The following is a 16,786-nucleotide window of genomic DNA, read 5'->3' as shown; positions in this document are numbered from 1 at the left end:
CATTAGCAAAATGTGTTTTTTCAATATACTTCTTACTTTTGTATCTATAAAACAATCGTTTTTTCTTCATACGCTTGACTTTTACTCGGAAAAATGTCCTCGAAAGCACCCACGATAAATGCTTATTTTTTGTCAAGAGAAAAATGTATTTTCAAAATTCAAACTCGAAATAATGTTATTCAAAAATAGAAAACAACTTCCCTCTTCCTCGACTAAAAGTTCATTTTTTTGTCATTTTTCCAGAACAAATAAAAAAACTGAGAGTCGATTAAACTCTCAGTTTTTTTATTTATTTTGCTGTATGTTTTCTAACGGCTGGTAAAATTTCAGTAGCAATTAATTCAATATTTTTCTCAATTTTATCAAATGGTACACCGCCAAAATCAATTTGTGCCATAAAGCGTTGTTGGCCAAACAATTCATATTGGTAAAGCATTTTCTCAATGATTTGTTGTGGGCTACCAACCATTAAAGCATCACGGTAATCTATTGCATTTGTAAATTGCTGTTTCGGATACCCATCACCGCGCAGTGTAAGCATACCAGCATTAATGTGAGGGTAATATTCACTAAGTGCATCTTGTGAATTTTTTGCCGTATAAAATAAACTAGTTGTCGCAACTGGTAAACTAGCTGGATCAAATCCGCTTTGCTGAGCAGCCTCGCGGTAAGCATCTACTGACACTTTAAAGTTAATTGCTGGACCACCAAGTGTTGTTATCATCATTGGCACACCTGCACGTCCTGCTTTAATTGCACTAGCTGGTGGACCTCCAACTGCACGCCAAATTGGTAAGTTATTATTTTTCGCTCTTGGAATAACCGATGCATGTGCGAGCGGTGCTCTGAACTGTCCATTCCATGTTACATGTTCCTCGTTATTAATTTTTAATAAAAGATCCATCTTCTCTTCAAATAATTCTTCATAATCATTCACGTCATAACCAAGTAAGCTATATCCTCCAATACGAGATCCACGACCAGCCACAATTTCTGCACGTCCATTAGAAATCAAGTCAATGGTAGCGAAATCCTCATATACTCGAACTGGATCAGATGTACTTAATATCGTTGCGGAACTTGCAATTTTTATATTTTTCGTAGCTTGCGCGACCGCACCTAAAATAACTGTATGAGCTTGCGTTGTAAAATGTGTTTGGTGACTTTCGCCGACAGCAAACACATCAAGTCCTGCCTCATCTGCTAACTTAGCTGTTTCAATTAGTTCGTGAATTCTTTTTTCTGGCGTAATTTTGTCCCCATTATGTGGATTTAAAACATGATCACCAATTGAATATAATCCAAACTCAATTCCTTTTCTTGTATCTATACGGTATTTTTCCATAGTTACTCTCCCCTTTAATAAAGTAGTATTAGTTTTTTTCTAAAAACGTTGGTAAGTCAAGTTTATCTCCGTATTACCTACACCATCACTTGATTAGTCAATTGATGGTGTAAAAAAAATTACTCTTGCGGTAATTCTTTTTTTTCACTATGCTTATGAACTTTCGTCATCAGCTCATATAATATTTTCTGCTCTTCTTCATTTAATACATCATCAAAAAACGAAGATTGAAATGCAAGTTGCTCTGGCAATGCTCTCTCTAAAGCCGCTTCTCCTTGCTCTGTAAGACTAATTGTTTTCGTTTTCCAATCTTGTTTTCGTACAATATATCCTTCTTTTTCAAGACGAGTTAACATTCGAGAAATGCCACCTTGTGTAACAGTTACCTTTTCAGCTAACTCCATTTGTGTTAGTGGTTGATACGTACGTATTTGCAAAAGCACATCAAATTGAGCTGTCGTTAAATCAAAACGTTTTAAAAACTCATTTGACATTTGATTACTTTGGTTCGTAAATCGTATTAAACGTAACCATATTAATGATCCTATCGTATTATCGCGCATGTTTTGTCACTTCCTAGCGTTAATCTTACTATCACTTTACTACGCAAGTGATAAAAAAGCAAGAGAAAATGTAATAAATATAGCGATAGAGTATTGCATAAATAATGATAAGTAAGAATTCATATAAACATGAATTCTTACTTATCATTATTCTTAGCTTTTCATTTCATTCATTACTATATTTAAAGCTGACATAGCTTTTGGCCAACCAACGTAAAAAGCCATATGTGTTATTAATGCAACCAATTCATTCTCCTTAATCCCATTTTGTTTAGCTAGCTTCAGATGAAATTGTAATTGTTCTGTATTACCGAGACTGATTAGTGCTGACACAGTACACAAACTTCTTTCCCTTAATGTTAAAGTGGCATCCCGCCACACTTCCTCAAATAATATCTTTTCACTATAATGAGCAAATGCAGGTGCCATTTCTCTCATTTTCTTTTTGATATGTACTTCAATAAGTTCATTTTTCATTTTTTTCTCCCTTTATTTTCACCATTTGTGCTATTCCTTGACCAAATGACCAGTTTTCAGCAGCTGTCTCATTTAGTGTAATAAAAATATCCGAAGTTTTAATGTCGGAATATTCTGCGATTTTTAAAGATACCGATTGATACAAATCTTTTTTCTGTTGCACCGTTCTTCCCGGTCCACATGTAATAGAAACATATATCATATTCTCTGTTCTCTTTTCTCCTCTTTCCAACAAATAATATGGATTATATAAAAATTTATTTTGTTGGTAAGGTAAGAACATTTGAAAATAATCATTTTCAGGGATGTTAAAATGTTCAATTAACGAAAGATGGATACATTCCCCCATTTTTTCCAACTCTTCTTCATTTAATATGTTTTCAGGATAATAAATCTTCACAAAAGGCATAGACTTTCATTCCTTTTCTTATTTTTAATATACAACAAAATTTCATCGTGAAATGTGTAAAATCTCATATACTGTAGCACCTTTATTTACTATAATATCAGGCTTCTCTTCATAAAACTCAAACCTACTATATCCCCATTTATCCGGATTATAAACGATTACATTCCCTAAACACTTTTCATTGTTTTGTACATTTTCATTCATCATGTTTAATTGAGTCCCAATCAGCGTTTTACTTTGAGCAATACTTCCTGCATATTCAACAACATATCTACTTTTCTTAAATCCATCACTTAGATTAACAACTAATGGAACACCTATATGTATTTGTTGCCAACCAAACGATTGTAAAATATTATCGTAATACCCTTCAAAGATAAATTTATTCATCCCTTCATGCCCATTCCAAATATATAAAGGTGCATAGCAGTTATAAAAATTCCCGTCTTTCTCCGTTTCCGTAATTAAATAAGCTTTAAAATTTAGTGCTTGGAAACCATCAGTTTTATAACCATTATCCTTTACCCTTTTCTTAATAATTTCCATGTCATAATCCTTTGGCAAAATGACCTTATATTGCATTCCAATCATGTTTATCACTCGCTTTCAATCTTATATACATTATGATAAATCGATAAGTAGCTAACGTAAAATAGGTATAAATTATGTTTGGTATCATTTATAATGATAGTGCATAAGGGGCTGAGATATATGGAAATAAATGATCTTATTATATTCAAAACTGTAGCCAGTGAGGGTTCTATTAGTAAAGCTGCTAAAGAGTTAGGTTATGTTCAACCGAACGTAACTGAAAGAATTAAAAAATTAGAACAAGAATTAGAAACACCCTTACTACATAGAGATAACAAAGGCGTTTCCTTATTACCTTCTGGTGACATTTTATTAGATTACACGAATCAAATATTAACTCTATTAGAAGAAGCGAAAGATAAAATTAAAACAAGTGGGTCTTCTTATATAATCGCGACGTCACAATCGATTTTGACTAATTATTTAAGTAAGCGTATTAGAGAAAATTTCATGAATTATCAAATATATGTAGAAAATAGTAGTCATTTGCCAAAATTACTGCAGCAACAAAAAGTTGATATGGTCATCACTTATGAGGATGATTCTGGTGCAGGTTTTAAAAAAGTATTTACTACTTCAATTTCTATAGGCTTACTAAAAGATCAAGAAAAATGTATCATTGACTATTCAAAGGAACTCTTCTTCGTTAGCAATGACAAAAAGTGCCCTTTTAGAAATAAGACGATACAATTTCTAAAAGAAAATAATTTATCTCAGCGTCAACTTCAACAATTAGATTCTTATTCGCTTATGGAAGAGTTTATTCAGGACGGAAAAGGGATAGCCTTTTTGCCGATTAAAAATGATAAATTGGTACCAATTGAAGATGTTCCAGTTGAAAAATTAGCTGTTCATTTTTTTACAAATCAAAACTCTTTCAAACAAATCCCTGATGAACTATTCGGTTAATAAAAAATCCCTCCTTTATGAATCTAAAAGAGGGATTTTCATATTCTATACAATTGATTTTTCACACATTTTGCTCCACTTCTGCACTTTTCTCCTTCTTATTCCGCTTCATATTCTTCAGTCCCTTAACCGTGCCAACTAATCCTTTCGGGAAAACTAGCAATACGATAATGTACAATAAACCAAGAATAATCGTCCATCGTTCAAAGATCGGATACTCTGTAGCTAGTTCTGATAAATAATATTTTAGAGATTCAATAATTCCAGCTCCTGCAATTGCTCCAATTAACGTTCCAACCCCACCAATCATCGTCATCAATAATGCATTTAATGTCATTTCAATTGAAAATACAGTCGTATTAACAAAACGCAATGTGATAACAAATAAACCACCGCTAATCGCAGCTACTACTCCTGCAACAATGCTAGCAATAATTTTATAATGAAGCACTTTATATCCTAGTGCTTCAACACGTTGCTCATTTTGGGAAATTGCCTTTAATACTTTTCCAATAGAAGATTTGGTGAAAAGACGTAACAGAACAAAAATGATAAGTAAACATATAAGTGTTACATAATAAAACGTAAAACGATCACGGAATACGTCTGGTACACCAAATGTAAAACCATCTCCTCCGTGAGTAAGCCCACGCCATTTTTCAGCAAGTACAAAAAATAACTGTGAAATAGCAAGTGTTAACATTGCATAAAAATGACTTTTCAATCGTAAAGAAAGCAAACCAATTATATAACTAACGATTGCTGAAACGATAATTGCAGCTACTATTCCAATTAAAAAGTTCGTTATTGATACGCCTTGTCGATCAAATAAAAGCGCTACCCCATATGCTCCTATCCCAAAGAACATACAATGACCGAACGATACAATTCCTGTATACCCAAGTAATACATCAAAACTCATTGCAAAAATAGCAAAGATGAAGATTTGAGTGAACAAAATTAACAGGCTCCGTGAATCATTTACGAACGGAAATACACTTAAACAAATGAGCATACATACTCCGAAGTATACTTTAATTCGGTCCGATGTGTTGTTCACCATTTCACCCCTTTTCACCAACAAGTCCAGTTGGCTTCACTATTAAGAAAAATAGTAACATTAACATATTAATTGCAAGTGATAAATCTGGTATAAAATACGCTGTAAAAGCACCAGCTAATCCGACAATTAAAGAAGCAATAGCTGAACCTTGAACGCTTCCTAATCCACCGATAATTACTACTATAAAAGCTAAAATTGCATACTGCATGCCCATCTCGGCGAAAATAACGCCCGAATACGGTGCTAATAAGAATCCTCCCAAAGCTGCCATCCCTGCCCCTAATAAAAAGACGAAAGAAAATATCGCTTTTACATTAATACCAAGCGCTTGAACCATTTCTTTATCCATTACACCTGCACGGATCATAAGACCTATCTTCGTCTTTTTGAGTAATAGTAGTAGTGCAATGTAAATAATTATCCCAATCAAAATAACAAATAGACGATATTTAATTAATATAATACCTCCGAATGTAAAACTTCCTTGTAACCATAACGGTAATTTTGCACTAATAGGGTTTGGCCCCCAAAATATTTTAATACACTCACTAAGAACGAGCATTCCTCCAAGCGTAACGAGCAGCTGTCGAACATGATTTCCATATACCGGCCTAATAAGAAACCTTTCTAAAATAAATCCTAGGAACATTCCCATGGCTACTGCTCCAACTAAAGCTAATATATAACTTCCTGTCACATTAAATAACCAAACACCTGTAAATGCTCCCCATGCAAATAAACCACCGTGTGCAAAGTTTAAAACGCTCATTAAACCAAAAATAAGTGAAAGACCTGATGCTAACAAAAAAATGAGCATCCCTGTTGAAATCCCATTTACAAATAAATTGATTAACACATCCATCCTTTTCACCTCGGATTCATGTTAAGAGATTCCTAAATATTTATGACACATTTCCTTATCCTTTTTTAATTCATTCATAAAACCGTTATGAACAATTCGTCCGTTATCCATAATGTAAAAATAATCGCCAATTTGACTGGCCATCATAAAATTTTGCTCAACAAGTAAAACTGTTGTTTTCTCTTTCATCTTCAAAATAGCTACCATTAATTTCTCCACCATTATCGGGGATAGCCCTTTGCTCGGTTCATCAATAAGTAATAATCCATCACTATTAATAAACGCTCTTGAAATAGCCAACATTTGCTTTTGCCCTCCGCTCAAGAGCCCACTTTTCTTATTCCAAAACTGCTTTAAATCCGGAAATAGTTCCAGCATCCACTCTATTTTCCCTTCTACTTCCTCACCTTTTCCCCTAGCAAGAGCGAAAGTTTCTTCTACTGTCAAATCATGAAAAATACCTTGATTTTCTGGTACATACCCTATTCCTTTCCTTGAAATTAAATGTGTAGGTAATCCACTCACTTTTGCACTATCATAATAAATTTCACCATCTGCAATGCGGTGAAACCCCATCACTGAACGTAATGTCGTTGTTTTCCCTGCCCCATTTCTACCAAACAGTACAGTAATCGTCCCTTTCTCAACAGCAAGAGATACTCCTTGCAAAATATGAAACTGATCTAAATACGTTTCTATATTATTCACTTGTAATAGTGCCACTATATAATCCCCCTAAATAAGCACTTTGTACACGCTCATCTTTCATAATTTCTTCTGGCAATCCTTCAGCCAATAACTCTCCATGAAATAAAACGATAAGATGATCTGACAAACCTAGTATCATATCCATTTTGTGTTCGATAAGTACAATTGTGCTCTCTGGATGTTTCTTAATATTTTCAATCACTTGTAATATAGCAGGGACTTCCTCAACCGAAATACCTGCCGTCGGCTCATCAAGTAATAACACATCCGTTTTTAAAGCTAATAACATCGCAAGTTCTAGCTTCCTTTTCTCTCCATGTGCCAAATCTTTCGCTAATACGTTCTCTTTTTCATGAAGTAATACTGTTTTTAAGAAACGTCTCGCCTCTCCAACTTGTTGCTTTAATTTTGCTGAACTCGGGAAAAAACTATAGTAATCTTGTACGAATGATTGAACACTTAAACGGACATTTTCAAGTACCGTTAATTCTGGGAATATGTTTGTAAGCTGAAAAGAGCGACCGATTCCTAAGCGTGTTCGATCTGAAATCGATAGTTTTGTAATATCTTGCCCTTTAAAATACACTTCACCTGTTGTGGGTGAAATCTGTCCACTTAGTAAATTAAATAACGTTGTCTTCCCCGCACCATTTGGCCCAATAATAGAAATGAGCTTTCCTTTTTGGACAGTTAAATTTACATCTTTAATAACTTGATGTTCACCAAAAGATACACTAAGATTTTTCGTCTCTAGCAAATGTGTCACGAAATCCCTCCCTTTAAAGCCGTGAGTATGAAAGAAATATGTATAAAGAGGGTCCCCCCTCTTTATACAAAAACAACAGAAAATTCAGTCTATTTATTTTGAACTGGTGGTTCTGTTTCTTTCATCGTTAATTCTCGCTCTAACACTGGCACCGGATAATCAACACCGTCTTGCTTTTTCAATGTGATAGAATACAGTGTCTGCATCGCTTGGTGGTCCTTCTCTCTAAACTTCATCTTTCCTTTCGGTGTATCAAATTCCATTCCTTCCATTTTCTTAATCAAGGTATCTACATCTGTATCACCTTTTGTTTTCTTTAAGGCTTCTACAATAGAAATTGCTGCTGACATTCCTCCTGCTGTAAACAAATCTGGCACTGCACCATTAAAACGTTTTTTATGCTCTTCAACTAGCCAATCATTCACTTTATTTTTTGGAAGTGTGTGATAATATACAGAAAAACCTTGCATACCTACTAATGCATCCATTGTTTTTAATGCTGGTATATCTGGCGCACCTGTAGAAATTTTAATACCTTGCGCTTCCACATTCATATCTTTCAACTGTTTCCAAGGTGAATTTGCCCCTGCCCAAACGATAAATAAATAATCTGGTTTTGAACTAATGATATTTTGAATATTCGCTGTAAAATCTGTTGAATTTGTATCCGCGTATTGCTCATTCACAATGTTCGCACCTAATTTTTTCGCACCCGCTTTAAATGCAGCAATCCCTTCACGACCAAAAGCGTTATCTGGGGCAAATGTTGCAATCTTTACATCTTTTTTCGCAATTGCTGCTGCTCCTGCAATCGCATCTTGTGAGGAACTTCTTCCAGTTCTAAAAATATATTTATTCCAGTTCTTCCCGGTAATACTATCCGCAACTGCCGGTTCTACAACCATAATCTTTTCATATTCTTCAGCCAGTGGTAAAACCGCTAACGTATCACTTGAACTAGACGATCCAACTAAAAAATCAACTTTCTCTTCTTCTAATAACTTCGTAGCTTTTTTAACTGCTACATCCGCTTTCGTTTCTGTATCTTCTACAACAAACTTAATCTTTTTCCCATCTACTTTCCCAGTTCCACCAGTTGCATAATCTAACCCTAATTCAAATCCGTTCACTGTTTGTTTTCCATACGATTCTAGCGGTCCTGTTAAAGAAGCAAGGACTCCTACCTTAATCGTTTTTTCATCCTCTGTACTTGTTTTCTTTCCTGAACAAGCTGCCGTTATTAATAACGAACCTAAAACACAACCAGTAAACATTGTTTTTAGCCACTTACGTTTTTTCATCGACATTGTGATCCTCCCCATACTTTACTTTCTGATAGAATCAAACACGCCAAAATCCCCTGTCCGTAATCATGACTAACTAATTCGATAGATAATGGAAAACTCTTGTAGTACCCTCTACATTCGGCACAAATATATAATCACCTTCCTATGTAATGGAAACGGACATACAATCAATATATATTCTGCAATCCAATTGAAAATACTGTTTCATTTCAGTAATGACCATACAAAAAGACTAACTTATTTTTAAGTTAGTCTTTTCCCCTTAATTAGAGTTAAGTTCTACTTTCTCTAACCCTTCAGCCAATTGTTTCTTATCTAGTCCTTCTCCTATTACTACTAAGTTTGTCGGGAAACCGAAGTCTTGTTCTAATAAAGTTGGTACTCCGAACGAATATTGGAATAGGTGAGGGTATTTATCTCCATGGAATTTCACAAAACCTTTCACTCGATAAATACTATCTGGTAAATTCGAAAGCCATTCATATAATTTGTCTTGATCAATCGGTTTCGTAAATTGATATGTCATTGTTTGTATATGTAAATGCTGTTTGACATGTAGTGTCTCGTGTTCCTCATCATTTGGAAATTCTGCTTCTTCTATATCTTTTAAAGATATATTACAATACTTTGTCTCATACATTTTCGCATGATCATTTATTGCCTTTACTTCTTCAAATACTGTATTCTTATCTTCATCTGTTAGTAAATCTGCTTTATTAACAAGAATGTGACTACCAAATTTCAGTTGCTCATGCAATAGCTGTTGTACATTTGCACTTAATATACTTCGATTTAACCACCTTACTGCATCTAAAACGACTACAATTGATTTCACTTCCAGAAAAGGAGCTAAAATTGGCGAGACACACGCGTCTAACACTTCAATTGGATGCGCAACACCTGTCGTTTCTATATAAATTACATCTGGTCTTTCTTGTTGGTATAACGAATGTAATTGTATTTCAAGCTCTTCTTTTAACGTACAACAAATACATCCTTTAAGAAGTTCTCTTAAAACATTCTCTTTTCCAATAATATCTGTATCTACTGAGTATTCACCAATTTCATTCATTAATACTGCAACTTTTCTATTCTTCTTTTTCTCTGCTAACAATAAATTTTGTAATAATGTTGATTTTCCACTACCTAAAAAACCACCTAATATATGAATCTCCACTTTATTCATTCAACCGACCATCCATTTCTTTACTTCAAATGTATTCAAAGCGTAATAATTACGATTTATATTTATCATTTTATTAAAAGAATGACCATTTGTAAATATAAGAGATTCACTGTTCATTTACTTCATATGCAACTCTAACTCCAGACTCAATTGCCCCTTGCATCCATCCATGTGTTAATGTCGTATGCTCTCCTGCAAAATGTACTTTTCCAGATGGTGGTGTAATATACGGAAATAACTCGAGCTCTTGGCCTGGTTCGAAAGCTGTAAATGCACCGCAAGAATACGGATTTTTACTCCAGCTAAAAGATGTTCCAGTGACAAACTCACTATAGACGATATCACCGTATATTTCCGCTAAATTTTTTAATGCGTACCGAATACGATCTCTTTGCGGGAGACTATCCCATGTTAACGCCTCATCTGCCCACGTATAACTTGCTATAACGATAGCTGGTCCTGGAGTATGAATGCCATAACTCGGATAGTATGTAAACCGTATCGGTAAATCAGTAATAGATTTACCGCCACACTGTCCCGCTTTCTCCCAAAATCTACTTTTAAACTCTATTGCAATTTTAGTTGCAGCAATATAATTTAATTCACGAATTGCTCTTTTTTTAAAATAAGAGAATAAATAGTATGGCTGAACTTCTACAAATCTTAACGCTGAAAATGGAATTGTAATAATAGCAAAATCACTTGTTATTGTAAATTGCTCTAACGTTTGTTCATGATTTCCTTGTAACATTACTTTATTATCTTCTTGTATAATTTTATCAACCTTATACGGCATTAAAATATGTTCCCTTAATTGTGGTAAGAATGCATTCGATAACTTATCCATTCCACCAGTTATTTCATAATATTTCGTTGTTGAAGTAAAGAAAATCATTTCACGTAATACTTCAATTAAGGACATTCCCATATAAGCTTCCATATCAAGAAGTACCCCAATCATATCTATCGCACCATCTGAATAATACTCCATTAAAAATGAACCAAGCGAATACGTTTTATACTTTTTTTCAACGATAAGCCAGTTTTTATCAGGATCCTTCTTAATGTAATTTAGTATTGGTTCTAATACTTCAATCATTAGCTCTTCTGCCGTTTTTCCTCTTTCTTTATCCAAAACCGGATATTCAAGTACACTTGGATCATTTTCAAACACATTCAATCTCGTTTGAATGTTATTCGTATAAATGATATCTGCAAAAGTTTTATTTATAAAAAGGTTTAAAGGTAGTTTAAATTTATGAATATACGCTAAGGTTAACTTATGGGTGTCAGGGATTCTCATCGGTCCCACATTAAAATATAAACCCACACTAAATAGTTCCCGAATCGTATACACTCTGCCACCTATTCTGTTATTTGCTTCTATAATCGTTACTTCGTGCCCAGCCTCTTTTAATAAAGAACCTGCAACTAATCCAGAAATCCCTGCACCTGCAATCGTAATCCGTTTTGGGTTATTCTTTTTAACAAGCCCTGCATGAATAATATGAAGCATTTCTTCCATTGCTAATGGACTCCCCATGCCATTTCCCCTTTTACAAAGGATTTTACTGAATTATATTCGGTTCACTGAATTCCTATGTTTTGTTCGCGGATTTGCACGGATACATTTTCAAATACTTGAATATCTTTTATAAAATGTAATAAACTAGATATGACTCTATAGAAGTAAGACGTATTATCTTACATAATAAAATCAATGAAATTGCGAGGAATTTTGAAATGAAAAAAGGTATTAACCGTGTTGTATTAGTAGGAACAGGAGCAGTTGGATGTAGTTATGCTTACTGCATGATTAACCAGGCTGTAGCTGAAGAATTTGTTTTAGTCGATGTAAATGAGGCAAAAGCTGAAGGGGAAGCAATGGACTTAAGTCATGCTGTTCCATTCGCACCAGCTCCAACTAGAGTATGGAAAGGCAGCTACGAAGATTGTAAAGATGCTGACCTTGTAGTTATTACAGCTGGATTACCACAAAAACCAGGCGAAACACGTTTAGATTTAGTTGAGAAAAACGCTAAAATCTTCAAACAAATCGTTCGCAGTATTATGGATAGCGGATTTGATGGCATCTTCTTAATCGCAACAAACCCTGTAGATATTTTAACTTACGTAACTTGGAAAGAATCTGGTTTACCGAAAGAACGTGTAATCGGTTCTGGTACAACGCTTGATTCTGCTCGTTTCCGCTATATGTTAGGTGAGTACTTCGATATTGGTCCACACAACATTCACGCTTATATTATCGGAGAACACGGCGATACTGAACTTCCAGTTTGGAGCCATGTTTCCGTTGGTATCCAAAAACTACAAACACTGCTTGAAAAAGACAACACGTATAATCAAGAAGATTTAGACAAAATTTTCATAAACGTCCGTGATGCAGCTTACCATATTATTGAGCGTAAAGGCGCAACTTATTATGGTATCGGTATGTCACTTCTACGTGTTACAAAAGCAATTTTAAACGACGAAAATAGTGTATTAACTGTATCAGCTTACTTAGAAGGTCAATACGGTCAAAAAGATGTTTATATCGGGGTACCTGCTGTTTTAAATCGCGGCGGTGTTCGTGAAATTTTAGAGGTTGAATTAAGTGAAGATGAAGAATTAAAATTCGACCACTCTGTTCAAGTATTGAAAGAAACAATGGCTCCGGTTCTTTAATTAAGATAAAAAGCAATCCAATTTATTTTGGATTGCTTTTTATTTTCATTATCTCCTATGACTTTTTAGTGATTTTCTATCATTTCTTATTTTTTAGTCGCATCCTCATTATTTATATCAAGTACATCTAATAAAAAGATAAAGATTGGTATCCCGATAATAAGCCCCCATATTCCAAGGAAATGCTCTGAGAAGATAAGAATCATAAATGTGTAGAATATTGGTAAATTTGTTTTTGCAGACATAAACTTCGGATTTAAAAAATAACTTTCAAGAGCATGGATTACTGTTATGAATACGAGTATGTATACTACGTACATAACTCCGCCTACGTTGTAAGCAATGATACAAAGTGGAAACAAAGAAATAATCACACCTGCAACAGGAATCAACCCTAGTAAGAAAATCATAACAGCTAATACAAGTAGCTGTGGAAATCCTAAAACGATTAATGCAATGACAGTAAGAATACAATTTACAACGGCAATTAAAAACTGAGCCTCAATTACTTTGCCGAACGATCTTGCAAATCTTTCACCAAAATATGCAATTTCTTCATAAAAGATTTTTAACTTACTATCTTTAAACTTTGATGTAAATGTAATAATACGCTCTTTTTCTAATAAGAAAAATAAGCTTAAAATTAGAGATAATAATATTTGTAAACTTACCTTTCCTATATTTGCTATTGATTGATATATGACGTCTACACCTTGTTCTATATATTTTGATACTTCCATCCCATTAATTGTCGAAAGTGCATATTTAACGATTTCATTATCAGGTGGATTTTGAAAAAACAGTTTAAATTGATAAATTAATTGTGAAATTTGTATCGTCAGCACAGGTAAATATTTATATAATGTTGTGCCTATAAAGGAAACTAGTATTATATATAAACATGCAATAACAATTTTCCGGTTTACTTTCAATTTTCTTGAAATAAAACGTTGAAATCGATCCATTAAAAACGTCAGTATAAACGTAATTAATATTAAATTAATCATACTTTTTAATGCGTATAATACAAGCGCTACTATTATTAAAACGAGAAACCGTTGAAACCCTCTACTTCGAAAAAAACTCTTTACTTCATTCATTAAGAATTAACCTCCCCCTTCAATGGATGGAAATTGAATATATTACATTTTATGAACTCCTATAGACAATCTTTCTTACTAATTGAGAAGAATCCTTTTTTTCTTTTCATATTGTTAGATTCGTTTAACTGGAATCCACCAACATAATTTCGGTGGCAGTTATTTTTCATATAATCTTTTATAAACTAGGTGATTTTCTATTTTTAGACTGCTGTTCATACGCATATCCAATATTGAAAAGCTCTTTTTCACCAAACTGTTTCCCTACAAACACTACACCGATTGGTTCTCCATTTTTATCATATCCAGCAGGAACCGCTAATTCCGGATAACCAGCTACAGCTGATAGAAGGACTTCATCGTTATTAATCATAACTAGAGCATCCAAACCTTTTTCTACTAAATACCTATCTAGCTCTTTTCTTGCATTTTCTTGACTCGTTTGCACTACGTTTTCAAACTCTTCTTTCGTTATAGCAGATTTTTCAGACCCTTCAATTAATGTTTGTCCGTATTTTATTCGTCTTTTACTATCCTTTTTATTAAACGCTATAATCTCTTCTAACGATTTTACCGGTACATTCTTTTGCTGTGAAAGATAGTCGTTTACATTATGCTTGAACTCATATTCTAATGTTTGCAAATTATCTACACCCTCAGCACTTAACTGGATATTATCAGTTAATATCGCACCTGCATCTTGAAGGTCTTTTCTAATTTTTTCTACTACTACTTTTCTATTTTCATCTTGTTGGTCTACAGAAAAAAGAAGCCCTATCTTTTTCCCTTTTAATCCATCTATTGATAAATCCTTTGTATAATCAATTCTTTCTTTATCTTTCATTTTTTCTGTCATAACATCTTTTTCGTCATAACCTATCATTGCATTAAATAACGTTGCTACATCTTTTACTGTTCTTGCCATAGGTCCTGCTGTATCAAGAGTTTCAGCTAATGGAATAATTCCTGTTCTACTTACCATACCTAAAGATGGACGTAACCCAACTACTGATTGCTGCGCCGCTGGTGCAACAATCGATCCCGTCGTTTCTGTTCCAATTGCAAGCGGCGCAAAATCTGCTGCAACTACTGTAGCAGATCCTGAACTTGATCCTGAAGTATCGAATGTAATCGGACCGTACGGGTTTAAATTTTGTCCTTTCTTCCCGCTATACCCGCTTGGCATTGTAAAAGATAAATAGTTCGCCCACTCAGACATATTCGCTTTTCCTAAAACAAATGCTCCTTCTTCTTTCAACTGCTTCACAATTGTTGCGTCTTGATCTGCAATCCAATCTTTTAATACATAAGTTCCTGCACTAGTCGGCATCACTTTTTCCGTCTGTACATTATCTTTTACAACGACAGGAATACCATATAAATTCGAATTTTTGTTTCTACCCCGCTCTTGATCTAACTTTCTTGCTTCTTCCATCGCATTAGGATTTATCTCTGTAACAGAATTTAATGTTATTCCATTTTGATCATGTTCTTGTATTCTAAAGAGATAAATACTCGTTAATTCTTCATATGACAACTTTCCATCATCAATCATTTTTTGAAGCTCATCTACAGTCGCATTTACGACTTCTCTTTCTTTTATCTTTACATTTTCTATATTGATTCCTTTAAGCTGATTATGTATCGGTTGTAGCACTCTTTCTTTATCATATACAATACGCTCAGGTTCCTTTGGAAAATAATTTTTATACACGTAATATCCGCCGGCACACGCTAATAAGACAATGCCTCCAGTGATAGACAGCGTTACCTTTACCCATTTCTTCATGTTGCTTCCTCCACTCTATAAGATGCTTAGCTATACAAAAAAGAGAGTTACCTTTTACTTAACTCTCTCCAATCAAAATGCTAAATGAAAAAATGAAAGATTTCAATCTAATTACTTCTTTTTTTGCATTTGCTTTGCTAACATTTCTTTCACTTGATTATACGTTAACCCTGAATTTTTATTTAAACGCTTTACTTCCTCAACATCAGTACCTACCACTGTATATTTTTTCTCATCATTCATTTTTCTAATTCCCTTCTCACCGTATTATTTCTTATATTTCTTCCCTAAATGCGCATAAATTAACACCACTACAAAAAAGGAAGCTGTTTTTAAGCACAGCTTCCTTCTCGTTACATATTGTATTTCTTAATAAAACTTCACTACATCTTCAGTAGGCAAGAACGTTCTTTCTGCTGGTTGTTCGTTTGATTCACCAAATGGCATTTGACCTACTAAGCTCCACTCTGCCGGAATGTTCCAAGTTTCTTTCACTTCAGCATCTACGATTGGGTTGTAATGTTGTAATGACGCCCCAATTCCTTCAGCAGATAATAGCATCCACACAGTATGTTGTAACATCGCATTTCCTTGATGAGACCAGAATGGGAACTGATCTTTGTATAATGGGGCATTTTCTTGCATTTTTTCTACAGTTGCTTGATCTTCAAAGAATAGAACTGTTCCTACACCTGCATGGAAGCCTTTTAGTCTTTCTACAGTCGCTTCAAAGTTTTCTGCTGGTACGCGTGCTCTTAGTGTTTCTTTAACGATATCCCAAAACTTTTCATGCTCTCCATCCATTAATACAACCATACGACCACTTTGCATATTGAAAGATGTTGGTGCGTGTAAAGCTGTTTTTAACACTTCTTCAATTCTTTCTTTCGTAATTGCATCGTTTTTTGTTACTTTACGAATTGAACGGCGGTTCACGATTGCTTCTTTTAAGTTTGTTGTAGTTGCTGACATTTTAATTCCTCCAAATGTTTGTTTTATAATTTATTTTGTTATTTCATAACA

18 protein-coding genes are annotated in these 16,786 nt (G+C 34.1%); 2 read left to right on the top strand and 16 right to left on the bottom strand.

Features of this window, described 5'->3' with window-relative positions; translation table 11 throughout:
• Positions 1–289: 289 nt before the first annotated feature.
• The 5 genes from MR112_RS03570 to MR112_RS03550 all read right to left on the bottom strand — a co-directional run bounded on the left by MR112_RS03570 (position 290) and on the right by MR112_RS03550 (position 3,385).
• The gene (locus MR112_RS03570; RefSeq protein ID WP_000417543.1) at positions 290–1,345 is read right to left on the bottom strand and encodes an LLM class flavin-dependent oxidoreductase; all 1,056 of its coding nucleotides are present in this window, start codon (positions 1,343–1,345) and stop codon (positions 290–292) included.
• Between the two features lie 119 nt (positions 1,346–1,464).
• Complete coding sequence (locus tag MR112_RS03565; RefSeq protein ID WP_001205523.1) at positions 1,465–1,908, bottom strand: MarR family winged helix-turn-helix transcriptional regulator; 444 nt, start codon at positions 1,906–1,908, stop codon at positions 1,465–1,467.
• Positions 1,909–2,061: 153 nt separating this feature from the next.
• The gene (locus MR112_RS03560) at positions 2,062–2,385 is read right to left on the bottom strand and encodes a carboxymuconolactone decarboxylase family protein (protein WP_000787196.1); all 324 of its coding nucleotides are present in this window, start codon (positions 2,383–2,385) and stop codon (positions 2,062–2,064) included.
• Positions 2,375–2,794, bottom strand: coding sequence for a tautomerase family protein (locus MR112_RS03555; RefSeq protein WP_048538797.1), 420 nt, complete (start codon positions 2,792–2,794; stop codon positions 2,375–2,377). The genes MR112_RS03560 and MR112_RS03555 overlap by 11 nt, the downstream gene beginning before the upstream one ends.
• A gap of 42 nt (positions 2,795–2,836) precedes the next feature.
• Positions 2,837–3,385, bottom strand: coding sequence for a DUF4865 family protein (locus MR112_RS03550; protein WP_000579893.1), 549 nt, complete (start codon positions 3,383–3,385; stop codon positions 2,837–2,839).
• Positions 3,386–3,505: 120 nt separating this feature from the next.
• Between MR112_RS03550 and MR112_RS03545 the strand changes: the two genes are divergently transcribed.
• Positions 3,506–4,294 (top strand): LysR family transcriptional regulator, encoded by a 789-nt coding sequence (locus tag MR112_RS03545; protein WP_048538798.1) that lies wholly within the window; start codon positions 3,506–3,508, stop codon positions 4,292–4,294.
• Positions 4,295–4,355: 61 nt separating this feature from the next.
• Here the strand turns inward: MR112_RS03545 and MR112_RS03540 are convergent, their stop codons facing one another.
• The 7 genes from MR112_RS03540 to MR112_RS03510 all read right to left on the bottom strand — a co-directional run bounded on the left by MR112_RS03540 (position 4,356) and on the right by MR112_RS03510 (position 11,729).
• Positions 4,356–5,309, bottom strand: a complete 954-nt coding sequence (locus MR112_RS03540; RefSeq protein ID WP_002040965.1) for a branched-chain amino acid ABC transporter permease — start codon at positions 5,307–5,309, stop codon at positions 4,356–4,358.
• A 49-nt stretch (positions 5,310–5,358) separates the two neighbouring features.
• Positions 5,359–6,219 (bottom strand): branched-chain amino acid ABC transporter permease, encoded by an 861-nt coding sequence (locus MR112_RS03535; RefSeq protein WP_000382805.1) that lies wholly within the window; start codon positions 6,217–6,219, stop codon positions 5,359–5,361.
• Positions 6,220–6,240: 21 nt separating this feature from the next.
• On the bottom strand, positions 6,241–6,942 hold the full coding sequence (locus tag MR112_RS03530) for an ABC transporter ATP-binding protein (RefSeq protein ID WP_001196696.1): 702 nt from the start codon (positions 6,940–6,942) through the stop codon (positions 6,241–6,243).
• Positions 6,920–7,693, bottom strand: a complete 774-nt coding sequence (locus MR112_RS03525; protein WP_000149338.1) for an ABC transporter ATP-binding protein — start codon at positions 7,691–7,693, stop codon at positions 6,920–6,922. Before MR112_RS03525 ends, MR112_RS03530 begins: the two co-directional genes overlap by 23 nt.
• An 89-nt stretch (positions 7,694–7,782) precedes the next feature.
• A complete protein-coding gene (locus MR112_RS03520) occupies positions 7,783–9,000 on the bottom strand; it encodes a substrate-binding domain-containing protein (RefSeq protein ID WP_000061996.1) in 1,218 nt (405 codons plus the stop codon).
• 262 nt (positions 9,001–9,262) lie between these two features.
• Entirely contained in the window at positions 9,263–10,186 is a 924-nt protein-coding gene (locus tag MR112_RS03515; RefSeq protein WP_001044939.1) for a CobW family GTP-binding protein, read from the bottom strand.
• A 106-nt stretch (positions 10,187–10,292) separates the two neighbouring features.
• Positions 10,293–11,729, bottom strand: a complete 1,437-nt coding sequence (locus MR112_RS03510) for a flavin monoamine oxidase family protein (RefSeq protein WP_242244783.1) — start codon at positions 11,727–11,729, stop codon at positions 10,293–10,295.
• Between the two features lie 200 nt (positions 11,730–11,929).
• On the opposite strand from MR112_RS03510, the gene MR112_RS03505 reads away from it, so the two are divergent.
• Positions 11,930–12,874, top strand: a complete 945-nt coding sequence (locus tag MR112_RS03505) for an L-lactate dehydrogenase (RefSeq protein WP_000715321.1) — start codon at positions 11,930–11,932, stop codon at positions 12,872–12,874.
• A gap of 86 nt (positions 12,875–12,960) precedes the next feature.
• Here the strand turns inward: MR112_RS03505 and MR112_RS03500 are convergent, their stop codons facing one another.
• The 4 genes from MR112_RS03500 to MR112_RS03490 form a co-directional block, all read right to left on the bottom strand.
• Positions 12,961–13,974, bottom strand: coding sequence for an AI-2E family transporter (locus MR112_RS03500; protein WP_001006597.1), 1,014 nt, complete (start codon positions 13,972–13,974; stop codon positions 12,961–12,963).
• Positions 13,975–14,152: 178 nt separating this feature from the next.
• The gene (locus MR112_RS03495; RefSeq protein WP_000759479.1) at positions 14,153–15,763 is read right to left on the bottom strand and encodes an amidase family protein; all 1,611 of its coding nucleotides are present in this window, start codon (positions 15,761–15,763) and stop codon (positions 14,153–14,155) included.
• A gap of 111 nt (positions 15,764–15,874) precedes the next feature.
• Complete coding sequence (locus MR112_RS28755; protein WP_000997344.1) at positions 15,875–16,006, bottom strand: hypothetical protein; 132 nt, start codon at positions 16,004–16,006, stop codon at positions 15,875–15,877.
• Between the two features lie 126 nt (positions 16,007–16,132).
• The gene (locus MR112_RS03490) at positions 16,133–16,735 is read right to left on the bottom strand and encodes a nitroreductase family protein (protein WP_001277023.1); all 603 of its coding nucleotides are present in this window, start codon (positions 16,733–16,735) and stop codon (positions 16,133–16,135) included.
• Between the last annotated feature and the right edge of the window lie 51 nt (positions 16,736–16,786).

It is taken from the genome of Bacillus cereus group sp. BfR-BA-01330, from assembly GCF_022663885.1.
Taxonomy (GTDB): Bacteria; Bacillota; Bacilli; order Bacillales; family Bacillaceae_G; genus Bacillus_A; species Bacillus_A cereus.
This window is presented reverse-complemented; position numbering and strand designations above follow the sequence as displayed.